Source organism: Streptomyces sp. NPDC032091, assembly GCF_055580265.1.
The window spans coordinates 67,212-84,214 of sequence record NZ_JBVILR010000007.1 but is presented as its reverse complement, the minus strand read 5'-3'; the positions used below and the strand labels follow the sequence as shown (position 1 = coordinate 84,214).

Here is a 17,003-nt window from a genome sequence, read left to right as displayed (position 1 = left end):
TCGCAGGTCGAAGCCCGGCTGAGTCTTGGAGGATGTTGTGCGTTTGCAGGTCGTCGATCACCCCTTGGTGGCGCACAAACTCACCACGCTGCGCGACAAGCGCACCGACTCCCCCACGTTCCGGCGGCTCGCGGACGAGCTGGTGACGCTCCTCGCGTACGAGGCCACCCGCGACGTGCGCACCGAGCAGTCCGACATCATGACCCCGGTCGGCCCGACCACCGGCGTCAAGCTGTCGCACCCGCGCCCGCTGGTCGTCCCGATCCTGCGCGCCGGCCTCGGCATGCTGGACGGCATGGTCCGGCTGCTGCCGACCGCCGAGGTGGGCTTCCTGGGCATGGTCCGCAACGAGGAGACCCTGGAGGCCTCCACGTACGCGACGCGCATGCCCGAGGACCTCTCCGGGCGCCAGGTCTACGTCGTGGACCCGATGCTGGCCACCGGCGGCACGCTGGTCGCCGCGATCCAGGAGCTCATCAAGCGCGGCGCCGACGACGTGACCGCCGTGGTGCTGCTGGCCGCGCCCGAGGGCGTCGAGGTCATGGAGCGCGAGCTCGCGGGGACGCCGGTGACGGTCGTGACGGCCGCCGTGGACGAGCGCCTCAACGAGCACGGCTACATCGTGCCGGGCCTCGGCGACGCGGGTGACCGCATGTACGGCTCGGCCGAGTAGCGCACCGGTCCGCCGGTCAGCACTTCTTCGGGGAGGGCGCGGGCGCGGGGTTGGCCAGGACGGCCAGCGCCTTGTCCGCGTCCTCCTTCGTGTTCAGCTCCTTGAAGGAGTCGCCCAGGATCAGGTCGATGTCCGCGCCCTCGCGCGTGTCCGTCTGCTGGGTGACGCCGGCGAGCTGGGTGCCGAGGACGGAGTACGCCGCCTTGTCGGTGCGCGGGGAGCCGAGCAGTATCCCGGGCCCGGGGACCTTTTTGTCGAAGTCGGCGGGGGCGTTGCCGACGCGGCCGACGGTGAAGCCGCGCTTCTTCAGCTCGTCGCCGACGGCCTTGGCGAGGCCCGCGCGCGGGGTGGCGTTGTAGACGTTGACGGTGATCTGGCCGGGCTGTGGCAGGACCGCCGCGGGGGCGCCGGAAGCGGCCGGGCCGGGGTGCGCGGCGGCGGGGGAGGCGGAGGCCGGGGCCTTCGTCGGGCAGTCCTTCGCGGCCGCGGCGGTTCCCTTGTCGCCGCCCCGGAACACGTCGATGAGCTGCAGCGCCCCGTAGCCGAGCAGGGCCAGCGCGAGAACCGATCCGAGCAGGGCGAACACGAGCTTCCGGCGGCGCGGGGGCCGGCTCATACGGGGGTAGGCGGTCCCCGTGACGCGGTACTTTCCGCCCATGCCGGGGGGAGTGAGCATGCTCATGGGCGCAGCGTAGTGCCGTACCGGAACGATGCCTACTAAATGATCTGTTGATCGGGTCAGGCAGACCCGAAAGGCGCAACCGGTGCCCGGTCCGCCCCGGCCGGTGGCGGGTCAGTCCATTTCGAGGACACGCGCGTGCAGGACCTGGCGCTGCTGGAGGGCCGCGCGCACGGCGCGGTGCAGCCCGTCCTCCAGGTACAGGTCGCCCTGCCACTTCACGACGTGCGCGAAGAGGTCGCCGTAGAAGGTGGAGTCCTCGGCGAGCAGCGTCTCCAGGTCCAGCTGTCCCTTGGTCGTCACGAGCTGGTCCAGCCGGACCGGGCGCGGGGCGACGTCCGCCCACTGCCGGGTGGTTTCCCTGCCGTGGTCGGGGTACGGCCGTCCGCTACCGATGCGCTTGAAGATCACACGGAAAGCCTACCGGGCCGGTGCCTCCGGGCGCAGCCTCGCGCCGACGGTGCAAAAGTGGCACACAGGGCTATTCCGGGAGTGACGCATGAGCCAGAGCACCGACCCGCCCGAGCCGGCCGCCGCCACGGGGGGAGGAACGGACCCGGACGGTCCGGCCGCCGCCATCGCCGCCGGGTACGCCTTCACCGGTCCCGCGCTGGAGCTGGGGGCCCTGCTCTGGGACGGCGTCTGCCTGCCCGACCGGCAGATCCGCGTCCCGCTGTCGATGCTCAACCGCCACGGGCTCGTCGCGGGCGCCACCGGCACCGGGAAGACCAAGACCCTCCAGCTGATCGCCGAGCAGCTCTCCGCGAACGGCGTGCCCGTCTTCCTCGCCGACATCAAGGGCGACGTCTCCGGGATCTCCGCCCCCGGCGTGCCGGGCGGCCGGACCGCGGAACGGGCGCGGGAGGTCGGCCAGCCGTGGGAGGCCGCCGGCTGTCCGGCCGAGTTCTACTCCCTCGGCGGGATCGGCCCCGGGATCCCGGTCCGGGCGAGCGTGACCGCGTTCGGGCCGGTCCTGCTGTCGAAGGTGCTCCAGCTGAACCAGACCCAGGAGCAGTCGCTCGGCCTGATCTTCCACTACGCCGACTCCAAGGGCCTGGAGCTGATCGACCTCAAGGACCTGCGGGCGGTGGTCGCCTTCCTCGTCTCGGAGAAGGGGAAACCGGAGCTGAAGGGGATCGGTGGACTCTCCACGGTGACCGCCGGCGTGATTCTGCGGGCGCTCACCGCATTCGAGCAGCAGGGCGCCTCGGAATTCTTCGGCGAACCGGAATTCGACACCAGCGAATTCCTGCGAACGGCGCCGGACGGGCGCGGGCTGGTTTCCGTACTGGAACTTCCGGCCGTACAGGACAAACCGCAGCTTTTCTCTACATTTCTGATGTGGCTGCTCGCCGACCTCTACGCCGATCTCCCCGAAGTCGGCGACCTGGAGCGGCCCAAACTGGTCTTCTTCTTCGACGAGGCCCACCTCCTCTTCAACGGGGCCTCGAAGGCTTTCCTGGAATCCATCACCCAGACGGTGCGGCTGATCCGCTCCAAGGGCATCGGCGTCTTCTTCGTCACCCAGACCCCCAAGGACGTCCCCGCCGACGTCCTGGCCCAGCTCGGCAACCGCGTCCAGCACGCCCTGCGCGCCTTCACCCCCGACGACGCCAAGGCCCTCAAGGCGACCGTACGGACCTTCCCCCACTCCCCCTACGACCTGGAGGAGTTGCTCACACGGCTGGGCACCGGCGAGGCCGTCGTCACCGTCCTCAGCGAGAACGGGGCCCCCACCCCGGTCGCCGCCACCCGGCTGCGCGCCCCGCAGTCGCTGATGGGCCCCCTCGACGCGGCCGCCCTCGACGCGGCGGTCAAGGCCTCGCTCCTGTACCCCCGTTACGCCGAGCCCGTCGACCGCGAGTCGGCGTACGAGAAGATCACCGCCGAACAGGCGGCCGCGGAGGCCGAGGCGGAGGCCGCCGCCGCGGCGGCGGAGGCCGACAAGCAGGCCAAGGCCGAGGAGCGCGCCGCCCGCGGCGCCCCCAAGCCGGAGCCCTCGCTGGCCCAACAGGTCGTCGGCAGCGGCCTGTTCCGCTCGCTGGCGCGCTCGATCGGCACCCAGGTCGGGCGCGAGATCTCCCGCTCCCTCTTCGGCACGGCCCGCCGGCGCCGCTGAGGGGCGCCCCTCCAGGATGAATCGAGCGAACCGGGTGCCCGCGCCACGGCGGCCGCTGACAGACTCATGGGTATGCGGACCGAACTCACCGACACCACGTCCAGCAAGATAGACCGGGCCCTGCTGGCGGCCCGGCGCGCCGTCGGCAGCCCCACCATGGGGCTCGTGCTGACCCTCGTCGTCGTCACCGACGAGGAGAACGCCTACGACGCCGTACGCGCGGCCTCCGAGGCCTCGCGCGAGCACCCCTGCCGGATCATCGCGGTGATCAAGCGGACCCACCGCGGCCCCGAGCGGCGCCGGCGCACCCGACTGGACGCCGAGCTGCGCGTGGGCTCGGACGCCGGGTCCGGGGAGATCGTCATCCTGCGCCTGCACGGGGAGCTCACCACCCAGGCCGGCTCGATCGTGCTGCCGCTCCTGGTGCCGGACGCGCCGGTGGTCGCCTGGTGGCCGGCCGACGCCCCCGCCGACCCCGCCCGCGACGACCTGGGCGCGCTGGCGCAGCGCCGGATCACCGACGCGCAGGCGGCGGTGGACCCGGTCGGCGTCCTGGGCGAACGCGCGGCCGCGTACGCCCCGGGCGACACCGACCTGGCCTGGACCCGGCTCACGCCGTGGCGCTCGCTGCTGGCCTGCGCCTTCGACCAGAAGCCCCTGCCGGTGACCGGGGCGGCGGTGGAGAGCGAGCCCGACAACGCCAGCGCCGAGCTGCTGGCGCGCTGGCTGGAGGACCGCCTCGGCGTTCCGGTGACCCGGGTGGCCACCGACGGGCCGGTCATCACCCGGGTCCGGCTGGAGACCTCCGCCGGGGAGATCGTGGTGGACCGGCCCACCGGCTCCCTGGCCACCCTGGTCCTGCCGGGCTGGCCCGACCGGAAGGTCGCGCTCAAGATCCGCAGCACGGCGGAGCTGATCGCGGAGGAGCTGCGGCGCCTGGACGCCGACGAGGTCTACGCCTCGGCGCTGCGCAGCAGGCGGCCGGCCCAGGCCTCGCTCTCGGCGTAGTGGTTGTCGTACGTGGGCTGGCTGTCGATGATGTCCTGCACGGTGGCCTCGCCCGCGCGCACCCGGCCGAGCAGGCGGTAGTAGTCGAACCGGGCCATGCCGGGGGTGAACCCGACGAACACCTCGGCGGTGTGGCCGGGGGCCGGGGCGAAGGCGTGCTTCACGCCGGGGGCGACGGTGAGGAAGTCGCCCTGGGAGAGGGTGTGGACCTCGTCTCCGACGAGCACGTCGAGCTTTCCGGCGGTGACGTGGAAGAACTCGGTGGCCTTGGTGTGGAAGTGCACCGGGGCGCCGGCCGCGCCGACCTCGAAGCTGGCGGTGTTGCAGGTGAGTTCGGCGGTGTCGGTGAGCAGGGTGATGACGCTGCCGGGGCCGTCGGAGATCCGCTCGGCGGTGGTGGCGCGGGTGAGGTTCTCGGTCATCCGGCCGACCTTACGCGTCGCCCCGCGCGGCGGCCCCACCCGGCCGGACGGTCCGTCAACTCCCCTCCGGTGCCGGGGCGGACACGGGTCTACGCGGTCTGGGCGCCACCGGCGGCCTTGGCGGCGGCCTTCGCCGCCTGCTTGTACTCACGGACCTTCGCCAGCGACTCCGGCCCCGTGATGTCCGCCGCCGAGCGGTGGACGTTCGCCGGTCCGTAGTTCCCGGCCGCCTCCCGCCAGCCCTTGGGGCGGACCCCGTACCGCTTGCCCAGCAGGGCCAGGAAGATCTGCGCCTTCTGCTGGCCGAACCCCGGCAGCGCCTTCAGCCGTTCCAGCAGCTCCGCGCCCGTGCCCGCGTCCGACCAGACCGCCTCCGCGTCCCCCTCGTAGTGCTCCACCAGGTACGCGCACAGCTGCTGGATCCGCTTCGCCATCGACCCCGGGTACCGGTGCACCGCCGGCTTCTGCGACAGCAGCGCCGCGAACGCCTCCGGGTCGTACGCGGCGATCGTGTGCGCGTCCAGGTCGTCGGCGCCCAGGCGGCGCGCGATCGTCCACGGCCCGGAGAACGCCCACTCCATCGGCACCTGCTGGTCCAGCAGCATCCCGGTGAGCGCCGCCAGCGGGCTGCGTCCGAGCAGGGCGTCGGCCTCGGGTTCCTGCGCGAGCCGGATGGTGATCTCGTCCATGCCCCCAGCCTCCCCCGGGACCGGCCCCCGCGCCCGTTCGGCGCGCGATTGTCAGACCCCCGTCCTAGCGTGGGAGGAACGTTCGCGAGACGGCAGACGACAGACGACACAGGAGTCGATCGACCATGGCCGAGTTCCCGGAAGGCACCCCCTGCTGGGTGGACGCGATGTTCACCGACGTGGAGGCCGCCAAGGAGTTCTACGCCGACGTGCTGGGCTGGACCTTCGGTGAGGCCACCAGCGAGTACGGCGACTACACCCAGGCCTACTCCGGCGGAAAGGCGGTCGCGGCGGTCGTCCCGCCGATGCCGGGCGCCGACGCGCCCTCGCAGTGGTGCCTCTACTTCGCCTCGGACGACGCCGCCGCCACCGCCGAGAAGATCAAGGCGGCGGGCGGCACGCTGATGATGGAGCCGATGCAGGTCGGCACGTTCGGCACGATGGCGATCGCCCAGGAGCCCAGCGGCGCGGTGTTCGGCGTCTGGCAGCCCGGCGAGCACAAGGGCTTCGAGAAGCTCGGCGAGCCGGGTTCGTACGCCTGGGCCGAGGTCTACACCCGTGAGCCGGACAAGGCCGACCCGTTCCTGGAGCGGGTCTTCCCGTACGGCTCGCAGCAGATGGAGACCGGTGGCGCCGAGTGCGACGACCCCGGGGCGGCGGGGGTGGACTTCAAGGTCTTCAGCGTGGGCGGCGCCGACCACCCGGTGCTGGGCCGGATGAAGATGGGGGACGAGTTCCCGCCGCAGGTCCCGTCCTACGTCCAGGTCTACTTCGGCGTCCCGGACTGTGATGTGGCGGTGGAGAAGACGAAGGCGCGCGGCGGGCAGCTCTACTTCGGCCCGATGGACAGCCCGTTCGGCCGCTTCGCCGCGCTGGGCGACCCGCAGGGCGCCGTGTTCGCGGTCATCGACATGGACACCCGGGTCGGGGAGATGCCGAAGTTCGGCTGAGGGACCGCCCCGTGCGCCCGTGGCCCCCGGCCGGGGCGCGGGCGCACGGCGCCCGAGTGGCCCCGGGTGGGGTGGCGGGCTCCCGGGGCGGCGGGGCGGGGCCGGGCGCGGTCAGACGCTGCGGGCGGTGATGTCGCCGTAGGAGGTGGTCGCGTGGATGTTCAGGGCCGCGGCCGCGCCGTCGGTGTTGGTGAGGGCGTTGTGGACGCGGCCGTAGGAGGTCCCGGCGTCGAGGGTGGCGGAGACCCCGGGGGCGGTGCCGACGGTGATGTCGCCGTGCTGCGTGGTGAGGGTGACCGTGCCCCGGACGGCCTCGGCGATGGTGATGGCGCCCTTCTGGGTGCTGATCTCGGCCCGGTCCCCGACCCGGCCGAGGGCGACGTCGCCGGCCTGGACGGTCACCCGGGCGGAGGCGGTCTCGTCGAGCTTGACCTGGGCCTGCGCGCCGTCGAAGACGACGTCGCCCAGCCGCCCGACGCCCCTGAGGTCGGCGGCGGCCGCCTTCGCCTCGACGCGGGAGCCGGCCGGCAGCTGGACGGTCACCTCGACGGAGCCGGAGTTGCCGAGCAGGCGGTTCTTGGCGTGGGCGGCCGCGATCCGCAGGACGCCGTCACGGAAGTCGACGGTGATCTGCTCGGCCGCCTTCACGTCGCGGCTCTTGGCCGGGTTGGCGGGACGGACCTCGACGGTGGCGTCGGCGCGGTCGGCGGCGATGAGCTGGATGCGTCCCGCCGGGATGTCGAGGACGGCGGAGAAGGGGGCGGTGGCGGCGAACTTCTGCATGGCGGGCTCCTGTACTCGACGTTCGTTCATCGGTGTTTCCGACATGAGAAACGCTATGTTGCGTTCATGGGGTTGGCAACGTAGGAGTTGCGTGAAAGCTGTATATGCCCAGCTCAAGCCCGGGAAATCGTTGCAGTGAGCCTGCAATTTAACGCAACGAACTCCTGCCGCCCATTGCAATGAGATGAACGTGAACGCCACGCCGCCGCGGCTCAGGGTCCGCAGGACTCCGCGAGGTAGGAGGCGGCCAGGGCGCCCGCACGGGTGAACCAGTCGTTCAGCACCGCCACCTCCTGCGGGCCGTACGTCGCGAAGAGCTGCGCGAGGAGCGCGTAGTAGGGCTCGTAGACGGCGCGGACGCGCTGCGCGGCCTCGGGTACGGCGACCACGCGCACCCGGCGCTTGTCGGCGGGGTCGGGCTGCCGGGTCACGAACCCGCCGCGCTCCAGCCGGTTGACGATGCCGGTCACGGCGCCCGTGGTGACGTGCGCGCGGGCGGCGAGGTCGCCGGCGGTGACGGGGGCGTCCCCGGCCTGGAGGACGTACGCGAAGCAGATCAGGTCCGTGGGGCTCAGGCCCAGGTTCCGGGCGAACTCCTGCTGGGCCACCATGCTCGTCGCGATCAGGTCGTCCATCGCGCTGATCGCCGCCGGAACGGAGGCGTCTGGGCGGGGGGTGCCCTCCATTGAAAATCCCTTAGTGCCTAAGATAAATTGCTTACTGGCTAAGACATCATAGGTCGACAGGGGTGACGTATGAGCGCGCACGGATACGACGAGGGCCACACGGTCGCGGGCTGGGCGGGAACCGCCGTCGCCGCCGCGGGGGCCGCGGTGATCGGCCTGGGGGTGTGCGGCTGGACGCCGGGGATAGGGGCCGGGGCGGCGGTGATGGCCGCGGCCGGCGTGCTCACCTGGGTCCTGCACCTGGCGGGCTGGGGCAAGGGCCCCGGCCCGCGTCCGAAGGCGCACTGGCCCATGGCGGCGCGCGACCACAGCGCGCGCGAGGGCCACGCCGAGTGCCTCGGCTGCCGCATGGCCGGACGCCGGCCCGCCGTCGCCGTCGCCGTCGCCCACCGGTCCCCCGGGAGCGGTCTCCGGCCGTGAGACGCCCCGCGTCGATCACGGCAGGGACGAGGCGCACGGGTGGATCGGGTTCGTGGATGCGAGGGGCTCCCTGCGCGATGATCCACACGGGCCTACGGTCGATCGCGCGCGGTTCTTCCCGGAGCGCGCGAAGCGACTACGTAAGAGGTCGAACCACCCATGAGCCTGAGCATCCGCAACCAGCTCGCCGGAACCGTCACCGCCATCACCACCGGTGAGGCCATGGCGGCGGTCAAGGTCCGCCTCGCAGGCGGTCAGGACATCACCGCCGCGATCACCGCCGACGCCGTCAAGGAGCTGGGCCTGGCCGCCGGTTCCTCCGTGAAGGCCCTGGTCAAGGCCACCGAGGTGGCCCTGGCGACCGGGCCCGTCGAGGGGCTGTCCATCCGCAACCGGATCGCCGGCACCGTCGTGGACGTCGCCACCGGTCCGGCCATGGCCTCCGTCAAGGTGGACGTGGACGGCGGCGGCCTGACCGCCGCGATCACCGCCGACGCGGTCGACGCCCTCGGCCTGGCCGCCGGCGCCTCCGTCGTCGCCCTGATCAAGGCGACCGAGGTCTCCCTCCAGGCCGCGTAGGGCCCGCCGGGACCGCGCCGGGACCTCACTCGATGAACAGGCTCCGGCCGCGCCCGACGGCCTCCGTGCCCGGGTCGACCTGCTGCGTCACCTCACCGTCGCAGTCGGTCCCTGACCACACCCACGCCGCCCCGTCCGTGTGGTTCGCGACCTTCGGCGGGGCGAAGTCGCCCAGCCGGTAGCAGCCTGACGGGTCCTCGTGCTCCGTCCCGTCGATGATCAGGGTCCCCGTCGCCGCCTGTGCCGCGCCCGCCGGGGTGGCCAGCGCCAGCAGCGCGGCCGCCGCGCACGCTCCCAGGGCCTTGCCCGTGCGCCGTACCGTTCGCCTCATCGTCCGTCCACCTCTCGGCCCGCCCGACCCGCTGTTGTCGTCGCTGATGGTAGCGAGTGGTGGCTCAGTGTGACGGCGTGCGCGGCGGTGGAGGAGGGGCGCGTGTTTCAGGCGCCGGTCAGCGCCGGGACGACCGGGGTCCCGAACCAGACGCGCGTCACCGCGCTGACGTAGCGGGCCCCGCACCGGTCGGACGGGACCACCAGCTGGCTGCCCGAGCCGTCGAGGTCCTCGCCGTCGAGGCGGGTGGCCAGCAGGACCGGGCTCCCGCAGAAGTCCTCGTCCAGCTCGGCCCAGGACAGGACGGTGTGGTGGCCGTCGCCGCCGCTGACCGCCAGCAGGTAGCGGCTGCGGTCCACAGGAGGGGCTGCGGGACCTCATCTGCCAGGTTGAGAGGGTCTATGGGCCGCAGCTGTGCGCTCAATCGTCCTTTTCACCTTGCAGTCTCCTGTTGATCTCCCGCCACACCACATCACGTGTCACGGGCAGTTCCGTGAAACGGATGCCGGTGGCGTTCCGCAGGGCGTTCGTGAAGGCCGGGGCCACCGGGTTGAAGGGGCTCTCGCTCATGGACTTGGCGCCCAGCGGGCCGATCGCGTCCGAGGTCTCCATGAAGTGGACCTCCGTGCGCGGGACGTCCGCGTACTGCGGGAGCCGGTAGCGGCGGAAGGCGGCCGTGGTGACCTCCCCGCGCTCGTCCACCCGTACCGTCTCGAAGAGGGTGGCGCCCAGGGCCTGGGCCACCCCGCCCTCCACCTGGCCCCGGCACTGCATCGGGTTCATGACCTTGCCGGCGTCGGCCGCGTGCACGCTGCGCAGGATCCTCATCTCGCCCGAATCCGGGTCGACGGCGAGGCGGAACCACTGGGCGTTGAAGGCCACCGAGCGCGGGGAGCCGCGCCAGTGGCCGTCCGCGGCGACCTCGTCCAGGGCGCCCTTGTCGTGCGCGGCCTCGTAGAGCTCCTTGAGGGTGACGACGCGGCCCGCGCAGTCGAAGGCCTCGGCCTCCAGTCGGCACAGGTGCCGGGCCACGCCCGTGTGGCGGGCGGCGAGGGTCTTCAGACGCTCCGCGAGCGAGTCGGCCGCCAGCATGACCGCCTTGCCCGCCACCACCGTGCCGGCCGAGCCGAAGGCGCCGGTGTCGTGGCGGACCACGTCGGTGTCGGACTGGCGGATGGTGATCCGGTCGACCGTGGTGTTCAGCGCGCCCGCGGTGATCTGCTGGTGGACGGTGGTGTGCCGTTGCCGAACTCGGCCGTGCCCACCGCGATGTCGTACGTGCCGTAGCGCAGCAGGCTGACCCGGGCGTCGGCGAAGTGACCGCCGGGCGGTCCGGTCGCGATCATGGCGACCGCCGCGCCGGTGCCGGTGAGCCAGCCCTCGGGGACGTCCTCGTGGCTGCGGTCCTCGGCCTCCGCCCTGCGGACGATGTCCATGCACTGCTTCATCCCGTAGGAGGCGATGAAGAGGTCCTCCTCGTGGCCGATCGGGGTCACCATGGGGTCGCCCGGGCCGATGACGTTCTTCTCGCGCAGTGCGAGGGGGTCCATGCCCAGGCGCAGGGCGAGTTCGTCCATCACCGATTCGAGGGCGAACAGGACCTGGCCCAGGCCGTAGCCGCGGAAGGCGCCCGCGGGCACGGTGTTGGTGTAGACCGAGTACGCCTCCACCTCCTTGTTCGGTGCCTTGTACACCGCGAAGGACTCGCCGGCGCTGTGGAACATGACGGCCGGGCCGTGGTTCCCGTAGGCGCCCGTGTTGGAGACGATGCGGATGCGCAGCGCGGTGAGCATGCCGTCCTTCTTCGCCCCGATCCTGATGGTGGTCTTGAACGGGTGCCGGGTGGTCGCCCCGTGGAACTGCTCGGCCCGGGTGAACTCCAGCTTCACCGGGCGGCGCAGCTTCAGGGCGGCGAGGACCACGATGTCCTCGGTCAGCATCTCCTGCTTGCCGCCGAAGCCGCCGCCCACACGGCCCGCGACCACGCGGACCTCGTCCTCGTTCAGGCCGTAGAGCGCGCACAGTCCCCGCCGGGTCAGGAAGGGGGCCTGGCTGGAGGTGCGGACGGTGATGCGCTCGCCGTCGCCTTCCTCCTTGGGCTCGAAGTACGCCACGCAGCCGTGGGTCTCCAGGCTCGCGTGCTGCACGCGCTGGGTCCGGAAGGTCTCCTCGTGGACGACGTCCGCCTCCGCGAACCCCTGCTCCATGTCGCCGATCGTGCCGTGGACCTCGCCGCACACGTTGTTCCCGGCGCGGAAGATCCCCGACTCGGGGCCCTTGGGGTGCAGGACCGGCGCGCCCGGCAGCATCGCCTCCTCCGGGTCGATGACGTACGGCAGTTCCTCGTACGTGACGACCACGCGCCGGCAGCCCTCCTCGGCCGCCTGCTCGCTGTCGGCGACCACGGCCGCCACGCGCTGGCCGACGAAGCGGACCACGTCGTCCAGGACCCGGGTGTCCCTCGGGTCCTCGGTGGGGTGCTCGTGGCGGGCGGAGGAGTAGAGCTGCTCCGGCGCGTCGTGGTGGGTGAAGACCGCGTGCACGCCCGGGACCTGGAGGGCCTCGCGGGTGTCGACGGCGACGATGCGGGCGTGCGGGTGCGGGGAGCGCAGCAGCTTCATGTGCAGCAGCCCCGGGACCTCGACGTCGAAGGTGTAGCGGGCGGTGCCGGTGACGACCTGGGGGCCGGCCGGGGCGCCCGGGCTGCGGCCGACGGCCCGGCCGGCCCCGGGTTCCTCGACGTGCCTGACCCCGCGGACGGCGTCCTCGATGGCGCGGTAGCCGGTGCAGCGGCAGAGGTTGCCCTTGAAGGCGCGCGGGAGGTCGTCGAGCTTGCCGTCGTCGTGGGCGGTGCCCCGCTCGGCCTGGAGGGCGGAGGTGGTCATCAGGAACCCGGCCGTGCAGAACCCGCACTGGAAGCCCTGGGCCTCCAGGAACTGCCGCTGCGCCGGGTGGAGGTCGCCGCAGGGGGAGGCGAGGCCCTCGACGGTGGTGACGGAGCGGCCCTCGGCGCGGACGGCGGGGTAGAGGCAGCTGTGCACGGCCTGCCCGTCGACGTGGACGGTGCAGGCCCCGCAGTCGCCCTGGTCGCAGCCCTTCTTCACGCCGAACCAGCCGCGTTCGCGGAGGTAGGTGCGCAGGCACTGGCCGGCGCGGGGCTCGTCCACGAAGCGCTGCTCGTTGATCTCGATCTCGTAGCTCATCGGGGTCCCTCCGGAGCGGGGCGGAGTTCGCGGCGGATCTGCTCGGCCTGGAGCAGGGCCATGTGCCGCCGCCATGCGGGCAGTCCGTGGATGTCGTCGAACCACTCGTCGGGGCGGACGGCGTCGTCGATGGCGGCGCGCAGCTCGGCGGCGGTGGGCGCCAGGGCGAACCAGAAGCGGAACGGGCGGGTGGTCGCGGCGGAGACGGTGACGGCGAGGGAGCCGTCCCGGGGGTCGGCGGCGCCGATCACCAGGGAGCCGGAGCGGCCGAGCCCGTAGAGGGAGGCCTGGCGGAAGGCCGTACGGGACTCCAGGGCGCGGGCGGGGAGACGAACCGAGCGGAGCATCTCGCCGTCGCGCAGGTCCTTGACGCCGGCGCCGCGGATGAAGTCGGTGACGGGCATCCGGCGGGTGGTGCCGTCCTGGCCCTGGAGCAGGACGGTGCCGTCGAGGGCGGCGGTCAGGGAGATGACCGGGCCGGCCGGGAGGCCGTTGCAGAGGTTCCCGCCGACGGTGGCCATGTTCCAGATCTTGAAGCTGGCCAGGAAGGCCCGGCAGCACTGCTCGAAGAGCGGGGCGGCGGTGGCGGACAGGCTTCGGCCGAAGCGGGACAGCTCGGTGATGGTGCAGGTCGCGGCGATGTCGAGGGAGCCGTCGGGCTGCCAGGACAGGGGTGGCCAGCCCATGCGGGAGAGGTCGACGAGGCGGCGGATGTGGGGCTGCGGCTCGGAGAAGAGGTACGTGCCCCCGCCGAGGAAGGCATCGCCGGGGCGCCAGGGTTCGCGGCGGCGGCCGTCGCGTACGTCGAGCACCGTGTTGAGGTCCATTTCGCGCCACCAGCCTCTCTGCCGTCCGGGCGTCCGCTTCAGTGAAGCAACGGCGAAGGGGGCGGAACGACTGGTCCAGGCCACGGAATCCAGCCAGTCCGGGGAGGGGTGTCCTGGTCGATTCACCAAGGGGCGCAGATGGGACATGGGCGGGTGATCACCTTGCATTTACGATGATGTTTCTCGTATTCGCCTGGCGAATGTGGGCGACCCCCACCGCAAGGAGACCCTGCCATGCACGTCCTCGACCTGCTCCAGTCCGACAGTCTCGGCCTCACCCTGCTCTGGGGCGAGGAAGCCCTTCTCGGCCAGGAGGTCAGCGGGGTCACCGCCACGGACCTGGAGGACCCGGGCCGTTTCCTGGGGCCCGGCGAAATCGTGCTGAGCGGGCTGGTGTGGTGGGCGGACGGCGACCTGGGCAAGGCGGACCGCTTCGTCTCCGCGCTGGCCGACGCCGGCGCCACCGCCCTGCTGGCCGGGGAGGAGACCCACGGGCGGGTGCCGCAGGCGCTCGTGGACGCCTGCCGGGCGCACCGCGTGCCGATCGTGGCCGTCCCGGCGCGAACCAGCTTCCGGGCCGTCACCGAGGCCGTCTACCTGCGGCACTGGGGGGACCTCAGCCGCCGGCCGACCCGGACCTTCGCCCTCCCGTCGAACGTGCGCGCCGAGCTGAGCCGGCTGCTGGAGAACGGCGCGGGGCCCGGCGAACTGCTGGAGCGGGCCTGCGCGCACCTGGGCCGGGTCGACTGCTACCTGCTGAGCGCGAGCGGGCGCACCGTGGCCCGTACGCCCTCGGCGCCGGCCGTCCCCGCGCAGCGGGCGGCGTCCCCCTCGCGCGGCGGGCTCACGCTGCGGATCGAGGCCGACGGCTCCCCGTACGACGCCTGGCAGCTGCACGTCCCGGACGCCGACGCGGCGCCGCCGCGCGTGCTGCACGAGATCGCCGAGGTGCTGGCCCAGCACCGCGACGGGCCCGCCCACCGCGACGCCGCCGCCGCGCGGGCGGCCGGGCGGGAGCTCGTGGGGCTGCTGGCGGGGGACTGCGAACCGGCCGTGCTGGAGGAGGCCCTCACCGCCGCCGGACTCCCGGCCCAGGGGCCGTACCGGGCGGTGGTGGCCACCTCGGTCCCGGCCCTGGCCGAGGCCCTCGCGCACCTCGACGGGCTGCCGTGGGCGCTGGGCGAGGCGCCCGGCGGCGAGGCCGTGGCCGTCGTGCACGAGGGCACGCGCCTGTACGAGGGCACGCGCGCGGAGACCGACACCGCGGCCGGGCTGCGCGCGGTGTGGCCGCTGCTCCAGGCTTGCGGGGGCCCGGAGGCCGACCTGCGCCTCGGCGCGGGCGCGGTCGCGGTCGGACCGGAGGACCTGCGGGCCTCCCTCACCCAGGCCCGCTTCGCCCTGACCGCCGCCGACGCGGCCGCCCCCGTGCGGGGCGTCGAGCAGCTGGACAGTCTGGGAGGGCTGATGGCGGGGGTGCCGGAGGAGGTCCGGGCGGTGTTCGGCGAGCGGGTGCTGGGCGCGCTCGGGGACGGGATGCTGCGGGAGACCCTGGAGGTGTTCCTGGCCCACAACTGCTCCTGGGCCCGGACCGCGCAGGCGCTCCACCTGCACGTCAACACCGTCCACTACCGGATGGAGCGGGTCCAGGTCCTGACGGGCCGCGACCTGTCCCGCCTGGACCACAAGCTGGACCTGTACGCGGCCCTCCGCTGCCGCTGACCCGCCGCCCCCGCCGCCCCCGCCGCCCCCACCGACCCGCGGTCCGCCGGGTCACGGTCCGCCGGGCCCGGGTGTCAGGGCCCGGCGGGCCCGCCGGGGACGTCCACGTACACCTCGGTGGACTTCACCCGGGCGGTGACGCTGACCCCGACGGCGATCCCGAGCTGCTCCACCGACTCCCGGGTCACCACGGAGACGATCCGGTGCGGGCCCGACTGGATCTCCACCTGGGCGGCCACCTCGTCCACCCGTACCGCGGTGACGATCCCCGCGAAGGAGTTGTGCACGGAGGTGGCGGCGGCCCGGTCGGGCACCGGGTGCAGCCCGGCGGCGCGTTCCTTGGCGAAGGAGGCGAGCGCCGGCCCGTCGACGGCGCGCGTGCCGTCGGGCGCGCGCAGCGCGGGCAGCCGCCCGGAGTCGGCCCAGCGGCGGACGGTCTCGGGACTCACGCGCAGCAGACCGGCGGCCTGACCGATGGAGTACGAGGGCACCCGCCCACCCTAGCGGCGGCCCCCCGCGCACCGGCCGGGACCGGAACGCTCAGAGCGCCGCCCCTTCCAGATTGAGGGTCATCCGCTCCAGCACGTCCACCGCGGTCCGGTACTCCTCCGGGGATATGCCGGCCGCCGCCCGCTCCCGGAAAGCCGCCACGCGCAGGCCGGCCTCGGCCAGCCGGGCCCGGCCGCCCTCGGTGAGGGCCAGCCGGCCCGGCTCCGGGCGCAGCGCCCAGCCGTCGGCGAGGACCGCCCCGATGGCGGCGGTCAGGGCCCCGGCGTCGGCGTTGGCCGCGAGGAAGGTCCGCACGGCGGTGTCGGTGGCCCCGGGGTCGTCCTCGATGACGTTGAGGACCTGCCAGCCGAGGCGGGTGAGCCCGTACTCGGCCAGCAGGGCGTCCATCGTGGCGGTCAGGGCTCGGTCGGTGCGGTTGAGCCAGTAGCCGAGGGGCTTCATGGGGTTCTCCTGGGGATCACTGCCCGGTGAAGGCGGGGGCGTTCTCGGCGGCCCACTGCGCGTAGGTGCGGGCGGGGCGGCCGAGGAGGGTCTCGGTGGTGTCGGCGATGGTCGCGGGGCCGTGGCTCGCGGCGGCCCACAGGTCGAGCAGCGAGGCGGCCACCGGCGCCGGCATGAAGGCCGACATCTGCCGCTCGGCGGCCTCCCGGGATATGTGCTCGACCGGAATCTCCCGGCCGATGGCGCCGGAGAGGGCGGCGAGCTGCGCGCGGAAGGTGAGCGACTCGGGGCCCGTGAGGGTGACGGAGCGGCCCGTGAGGGAGTCGCCGGTCAGGGCCTCGAAGGCGATGTCGGCGAGGTCCTCGGGGTGGATGGGCGCGATCTGCGCGTCGGGGTGGGCGAGCTGGACCGGCATCGACCGGCCGATGGGGTGCGCCCAGCCCAAGGAGTTGCTCGCGAAGGCGTCCGGGCGCAGGAAGGTGCAGGTCAGCGAAGAGGCCGTGAGGGCGCGCTCGACCAGGAGGCTGTGACGGGCGAGCGGGTCCGTCCCGGCGTCCGGGCCGAGGACCGACGAGGACGACAGCAGTACGACGTGCTCGACGCCGGCGGCCTCGGCGGCCCGGATCAGCGCCTGGATCCCGGAGGGCTCGGGGTAGAGGAAGACCCGGCGGACCCCGTCGAGTGCGGCGGCGAAGGTCTCGGGCCGGTCGAGGGCGAGCTCGAAGGTCTCGACGCCGGCCGGGACGGTCAGTTCGGCCGGTCGGGCGCTGGCGGCGCGGACGCGGTGGCCGGCGGCGTGCAGACGGACGAGGACGCCCTGGCCGACCTTGCCGCGCGCACCGGTGATGAGGGTGGTCATGAGTAGCAGCCCCGTTCGCTTTTTCATTGACTGAAGACATATGCATGCTGACACGCACACGTTTTCATGTCAACACATGCTTGCGGTGCGTCACGTGGATACGAT

The 17,003-nt window shown here is 73.1% G+C and carries 18 protein-coding genes and 2 pseudogenes; 7 read left to right on the top strand and 13 right to left on the bottom strand.

Features of this window, described 5'->3' with window-relative positions:
- Positions 1-37 precede the first annotated feature (37 nt).
- A complete protein-coding gene (upp, locus tag ACZ5NJ_RS13830; RefSeq protein WP_344160647.1) occupies positions 38-673 on the top strand; it encodes a uracil phosphoribosyltransferase in 636 nt (211 codons plus the stop codon).
- A gap of 16 nt (positions 674-689) precedes the next feature.
- Here the strand turns inward: upp and ACZ5NJ_RS13825 are convergent, their stop codons facing one another.
- A complete protein-coding gene (locus ACZ5NJ_RS13825; RefSeq protein WP_468765046.1) occupies positions 690-1,355 on the bottom strand; it encodes a LytR C-terminal domain-containing protein in 666 nt (221 codons plus the stop codon).
- A 111-nt stretch (positions 1,356-1,466) separates the two neighbouring features.
- A complete protein-coding gene (locus ACZ5NJ_RS13820) occupies positions 1,467-1,763 on the bottom strand; it encodes a type II toxin-antitoxin system VapB family antitoxin (RefSeq protein WP_008740979.1) in 297 nt (98 codons plus the stop codon).
- Positions 1,764-1,851: 88 nt separating this feature from the next.
- Between ACZ5NJ_RS13820 and ACZ5NJ_RS13815 the strand changes: the two genes are divergently transcribed.
- Positions 1,852-3,471, top strand: a complete 1,620-nt coding sequence (locus tag ACZ5NJ_RS13815; RefSeq protein WP_468765044.1) for a helicase HerA-like domain-containing protein — start codon at positions 1,852-1,854, stop codon at positions 3,469-3,471.
- Between the two features lie 72 nt (positions 3,472-3,543).
- Positions 3,544-4,479: a glucose-6-phosphate dehydrogenase assembly protein OpcA gene (gene opcA, locus ACZ5NJ_RS13810; RefSeq protein ID WP_468765042.1), complete on the top strand. Its 936-nt coding sequence runs from the start codon at positions 3,544-3,546 to the stop codon at positions 4,477-4,479.
- On the opposite strand, the gene ACZ5NJ_RS13805 is transcribed toward opcA, so the two are convergent.
- The gene (locus tag ACZ5NJ_RS13805; RefSeq protein ID WP_468765041.1) at positions 4,425-4,901 is read right to left on the bottom strand and encodes a cupin domain-containing protein; all 477 of its coding nucleotides are present in this window, start codon (positions 4,899-4,901) and stop codon (positions 4,425-4,427) included. The genes opcA and ACZ5NJ_RS13805 overlap by 55 nt on opposite strands.
- A gap of 89 nt (positions 4,902-4,990) precedes the next feature.
- Positions 4,991-5,590 (bottom strand): HhH-GPD-type base excision DNA repair protein, encoded by a 600-nt coding sequence (locus ACZ5NJ_RS13800; protein WP_468765040.1) that lies wholly within the window; start codon positions 5,588-5,590, stop codon positions 4,991-4,993.
- A 125-nt stretch (positions 5,591-5,715) separates the two neighbouring features.
- Here ACZ5NJ_RS13800 and ACZ5NJ_RS13795 point away from each other — a divergent pair, with 125 nt between their 5' ends.
- Positions 5,716-6,540, top strand: a complete 825-nt coding sequence (locus ACZ5NJ_RS13795) for a VOC family protein (protein WP_468765038.1) — start codon at positions 5,716-5,718, stop codon at positions 6,538-6,540.
- A gap of 111 nt (positions 6,541-6,651) precedes the next feature.
- Here the strand turns inward: ACZ5NJ_RS13795 and ACZ5NJ_RS13790 are convergent, their stop codons facing one another.
- Both ACZ5NJ_RS13790 and ACZ5NJ_RS13785 read right to left on the bottom strand, forming a co-directional pair.
- The gene (locus ACZ5NJ_RS13790) at positions 6,652-7,323 is read right to left on the bottom strand and encodes a DUF4097 family beta strand repeat-containing protein (RefSeq protein ID WP_468765037.1); all 672 of its coding nucleotides are present in this window, start codon (positions 7,321-7,323) and stop codon (positions 6,652-6,654) included.
- A 212-nt stretch (positions 7,324-7,535) separates the two neighbouring features.
- Complete coding sequence (locus tag ACZ5NJ_RS13785; RefSeq protein WP_468765036.1) at positions 7,536-8,009, bottom strand: MarR family winged helix-turn-helix transcriptional regulator; 474 nt, start codon at positions 8,007-8,009, stop codon at positions 7,536-7,538.
- Positions 8,010-8,078: 69 nt separating this feature from the next.
- Here ACZ5NJ_RS13785 and ACZ5NJ_RS13780 point away from each other — a divergent pair, with 69 nt between their 5' ends.
- On the top strand, positions 8,079-8,429 hold the full coding sequence (locus ACZ5NJ_RS13780) for an HGxxPAAW family protein (protein ID WP_468765035.1): 351 nt from the start codon (positions 8,079-8,081) through the stop codon (positions 8,427-8,429).
- A 159-nt stretch (positions 8,430-8,588) separates the two neighbouring features.
- The gene (locus ACZ5NJ_RS13775; RefSeq protein WP_468765034.1) at positions 8,589-9,008 is read left to right on the top strand and encodes a TOBE domain-containing protein; all 420 of its coding nucleotides are present in this window, start codon (positions 8,589-8,591) and stop codon (positions 9,006-9,008) included.
- A 25-nt stretch (positions 9,009-9,033) separates the two neighbouring features.
- Here ACZ5NJ_RS13775 and ACZ5NJ_RS13770 read toward each other — a convergent pair whose 3' ends face one another.
- The 4 genes and pseudogenes from ACZ5NJ_RS13770 to ACZ5NJ_RS13755 form a co-directional block, all read right to left on the bottom strand.
- Positions 9,034-9,339, bottom strand: coding sequence for a hypothetical protein (locus ACZ5NJ_RS13770; protein ID WP_468765033.1), 306 nt, complete (start codon positions 9,337-9,339; stop codon positions 9,034-9,036).
- Between the two features lie 107 nt (positions 9,340-9,446).
- Positions 9,447-9,695: pseudogene (locus ACZ5NJ_RS13765) on the bottom strand (molybdopterin-dependent oxidoreductase); the annotation flags it as partial.
- A 64-nt stretch (positions 9,696-9,759) separates the two neighbouring features.
- A pseudogene (locus ACZ5NJ_RS13760) lies at positions 9,760-12,542 on the bottom strand (molybdopterin-dependent oxidoreductase).
- Positions 12,539-13,369 (bottom strand): FAD binding domain-containing protein, encoded by an 831-nt coding sequence (locus ACZ5NJ_RS13755; protein ID WP_468765032.1) that lies wholly within the window; start codon positions 13,367-13,369, stop codon positions 12,539-12,541. The pseudogene ACZ5NJ_RS13760 and the gene ACZ5NJ_RS13755 overlap by 4 nt, the downstream one beginning before the upstream one ends.
- A gap of 234 nt (positions 13,370-13,603) precedes the next feature.
- Here ACZ5NJ_RS13755 and ACZ5NJ_RS13750 point away from each other — a divergent pair, with 234 nt between their 5' ends.
- Complete coding sequence (locus ACZ5NJ_RS13750) at positions 13,604-15,088, top strand: PucR family transcriptional regulator (RefSeq protein WP_468765031.1); 1,485 nt, start codon at positions 13,604-13,606, stop codon at positions 15,086-15,088.
- A gap of 74 nt (positions 15,089-15,162) precedes the next feature.
- On the opposite strand, the gene ACZ5NJ_RS13745 is transcribed toward ACZ5NJ_RS13750, so the two are convergent.
- The 3 genes from ACZ5NJ_RS13745 to ACZ5NJ_RS13735 are packed head-to-tail and all read right to left on the bottom strand — an operon-like array spanning position 15,163 to position 16,898.
- Positions 15,163-15,579 (bottom strand): TOBE domain-containing protein, encoded by a 417-nt coding sequence (locus ACZ5NJ_RS13745; protein ID WP_468765030.1) that lies wholly within the window; start codon positions 15,577-15,579, stop codon positions 15,163-15,165.
- Between the two features lie 49 nt (positions 15,580-15,628).
- A complete protein-coding gene (locus tag ACZ5NJ_RS13740) occupies positions 15,629-16,039 on the bottom strand; it encodes a MarR family winged helix-turn-helix transcriptional regulator (RefSeq protein WP_468765029.1) in 411 nt (136 codons plus the stop codon).
- A gap of 16 nt (positions 16,040-16,055) precedes the next feature.
- Complete coding sequence (locus ACZ5NJ_RS13735; RefSeq protein WP_468765028.1) at positions 16,056-16,898, bottom strand: NAD(P)H-binding protein; 843 nt, start codon at positions 16,896-16,898, stop codon at positions 16,056-16,058.
- Positions 16,899-17,003: the final 105 nt, after the last annotated feature.

What these genes read in the sequence shown, in the direction of transcription:
- ACZ5NJ_RS13825 (WP_468765046.1), bottom strand. Translation starts at nt 1,355, where the DNA reads ATGAGCATGCTCACTCCCCCCGGCATGGGCGGAAAGTACCGCGTCACG.
- ACZ5NJ_RS13815 (WP_468765044.1), top strand. Translation starts at nt 1,852, where the DNA reads ATGAGCCAGAGCACCGACCCGCCCGAGCCGGCCGCCGCCACGGGGGGA.
- opcA (WP_468765042.1), top strand. Translation starts at nt 3,544, where the DNA reads ATGCGGACCGAACTCACCGACACCACGTCCAGCAAGATAGACCGGGCC.
- ACZ5NJ_RS13805 (WP_468765041.1), bottom strand. Translation starts at nt 4,901, where the DNA reads ATGACCGAGAACCTCACCCGCGCCACCACCGCCGAGCGGATCTCCGAC.
- ACZ5NJ_RS13800 (WP_468765040.1), bottom strand. Translation starts at nt 5,590, where the DNA reads ATGGACGAGATCACCATCCGGCTCGCGCAGGAACCCGAGGCCGACGCC.
- ACZ5NJ_RS13795 (WP_468765038.1), top strand. Translation starts at nt 5,716, where the DNA reads ATGGCCGAGTTCCCGGAAGGCACCCCCTGCTGGGTGGACGCGATGTTC.
- ACZ5NJ_RS13790 (WP_468765037.1), bottom strand. Translation starts at nt 7,323, where the DNA reads ATGCAGAAGTTCGCCGCCACCGCCCCCTTCTCCGCCGTCCTCGACATC.
- ACZ5NJ_RS13785 (WP_468765036.1), bottom strand. Translation starts at nt 8,009, where the DNA reads ATGGAGGGCACCCCCCGCCCAGACGCCTCCGTTCCGGCGGCGATCAGC.
- ACZ5NJ_RS13780 (WP_468765035.1), top strand. Translation starts at nt 8,079, where the DNA reads ATGAGCGCGCACGGATACGACGAGGGCCACACGGTCGCGGGCTGGGCG.
- ACZ5NJ_RS13775 (WP_468765034.1), top strand. Translation starts at nt 8,589, where the DNA reads ATGAGCCTGAGCATCCGCAACCAGCTCGCCGGAACCGTCACCGCCATC.
- ACZ5NJ_RS13770 (WP_468765033.1), bottom strand. Translation starts at nt 9,339, where the DNA reads ATGAGGCGAACGGTACGGCGCACGGGCAAGGCCCTGGGAGCGTGCGCG.
- ACZ5NJ_RS13755 (WP_468765032.1), bottom strand. Translation starts at nt 13,369, where the DNA reads ATGGACCTCAACACGGTGCTCGACGTACGCGACGGCCGCCGCCGCGAA.
- ACZ5NJ_RS13750 (WP_468765031.1), top strand. Translation starts at nt 13,604, where the DNA reads ATGCACGTCCTCGACCTGCTCCAGTCCGACAGTCTCGGCCTCACCCTG.
- ACZ5NJ_RS13740 (WP_468765029.1), bottom strand. Translation starts at nt 16,039, where the DNA reads ATGAAGCCCCTCGGCTACTGGCTCAACCGCACCGACCGAGCCCTGACC.
- ACZ5NJ_RS13735 (WP_468765028.1), bottom strand. Translation starts at nt 16,898, where the DNA reads ATGACCACCCTCATCACCGGTGCGCGCGGCAAGGTCGGCCAGGGCGTC.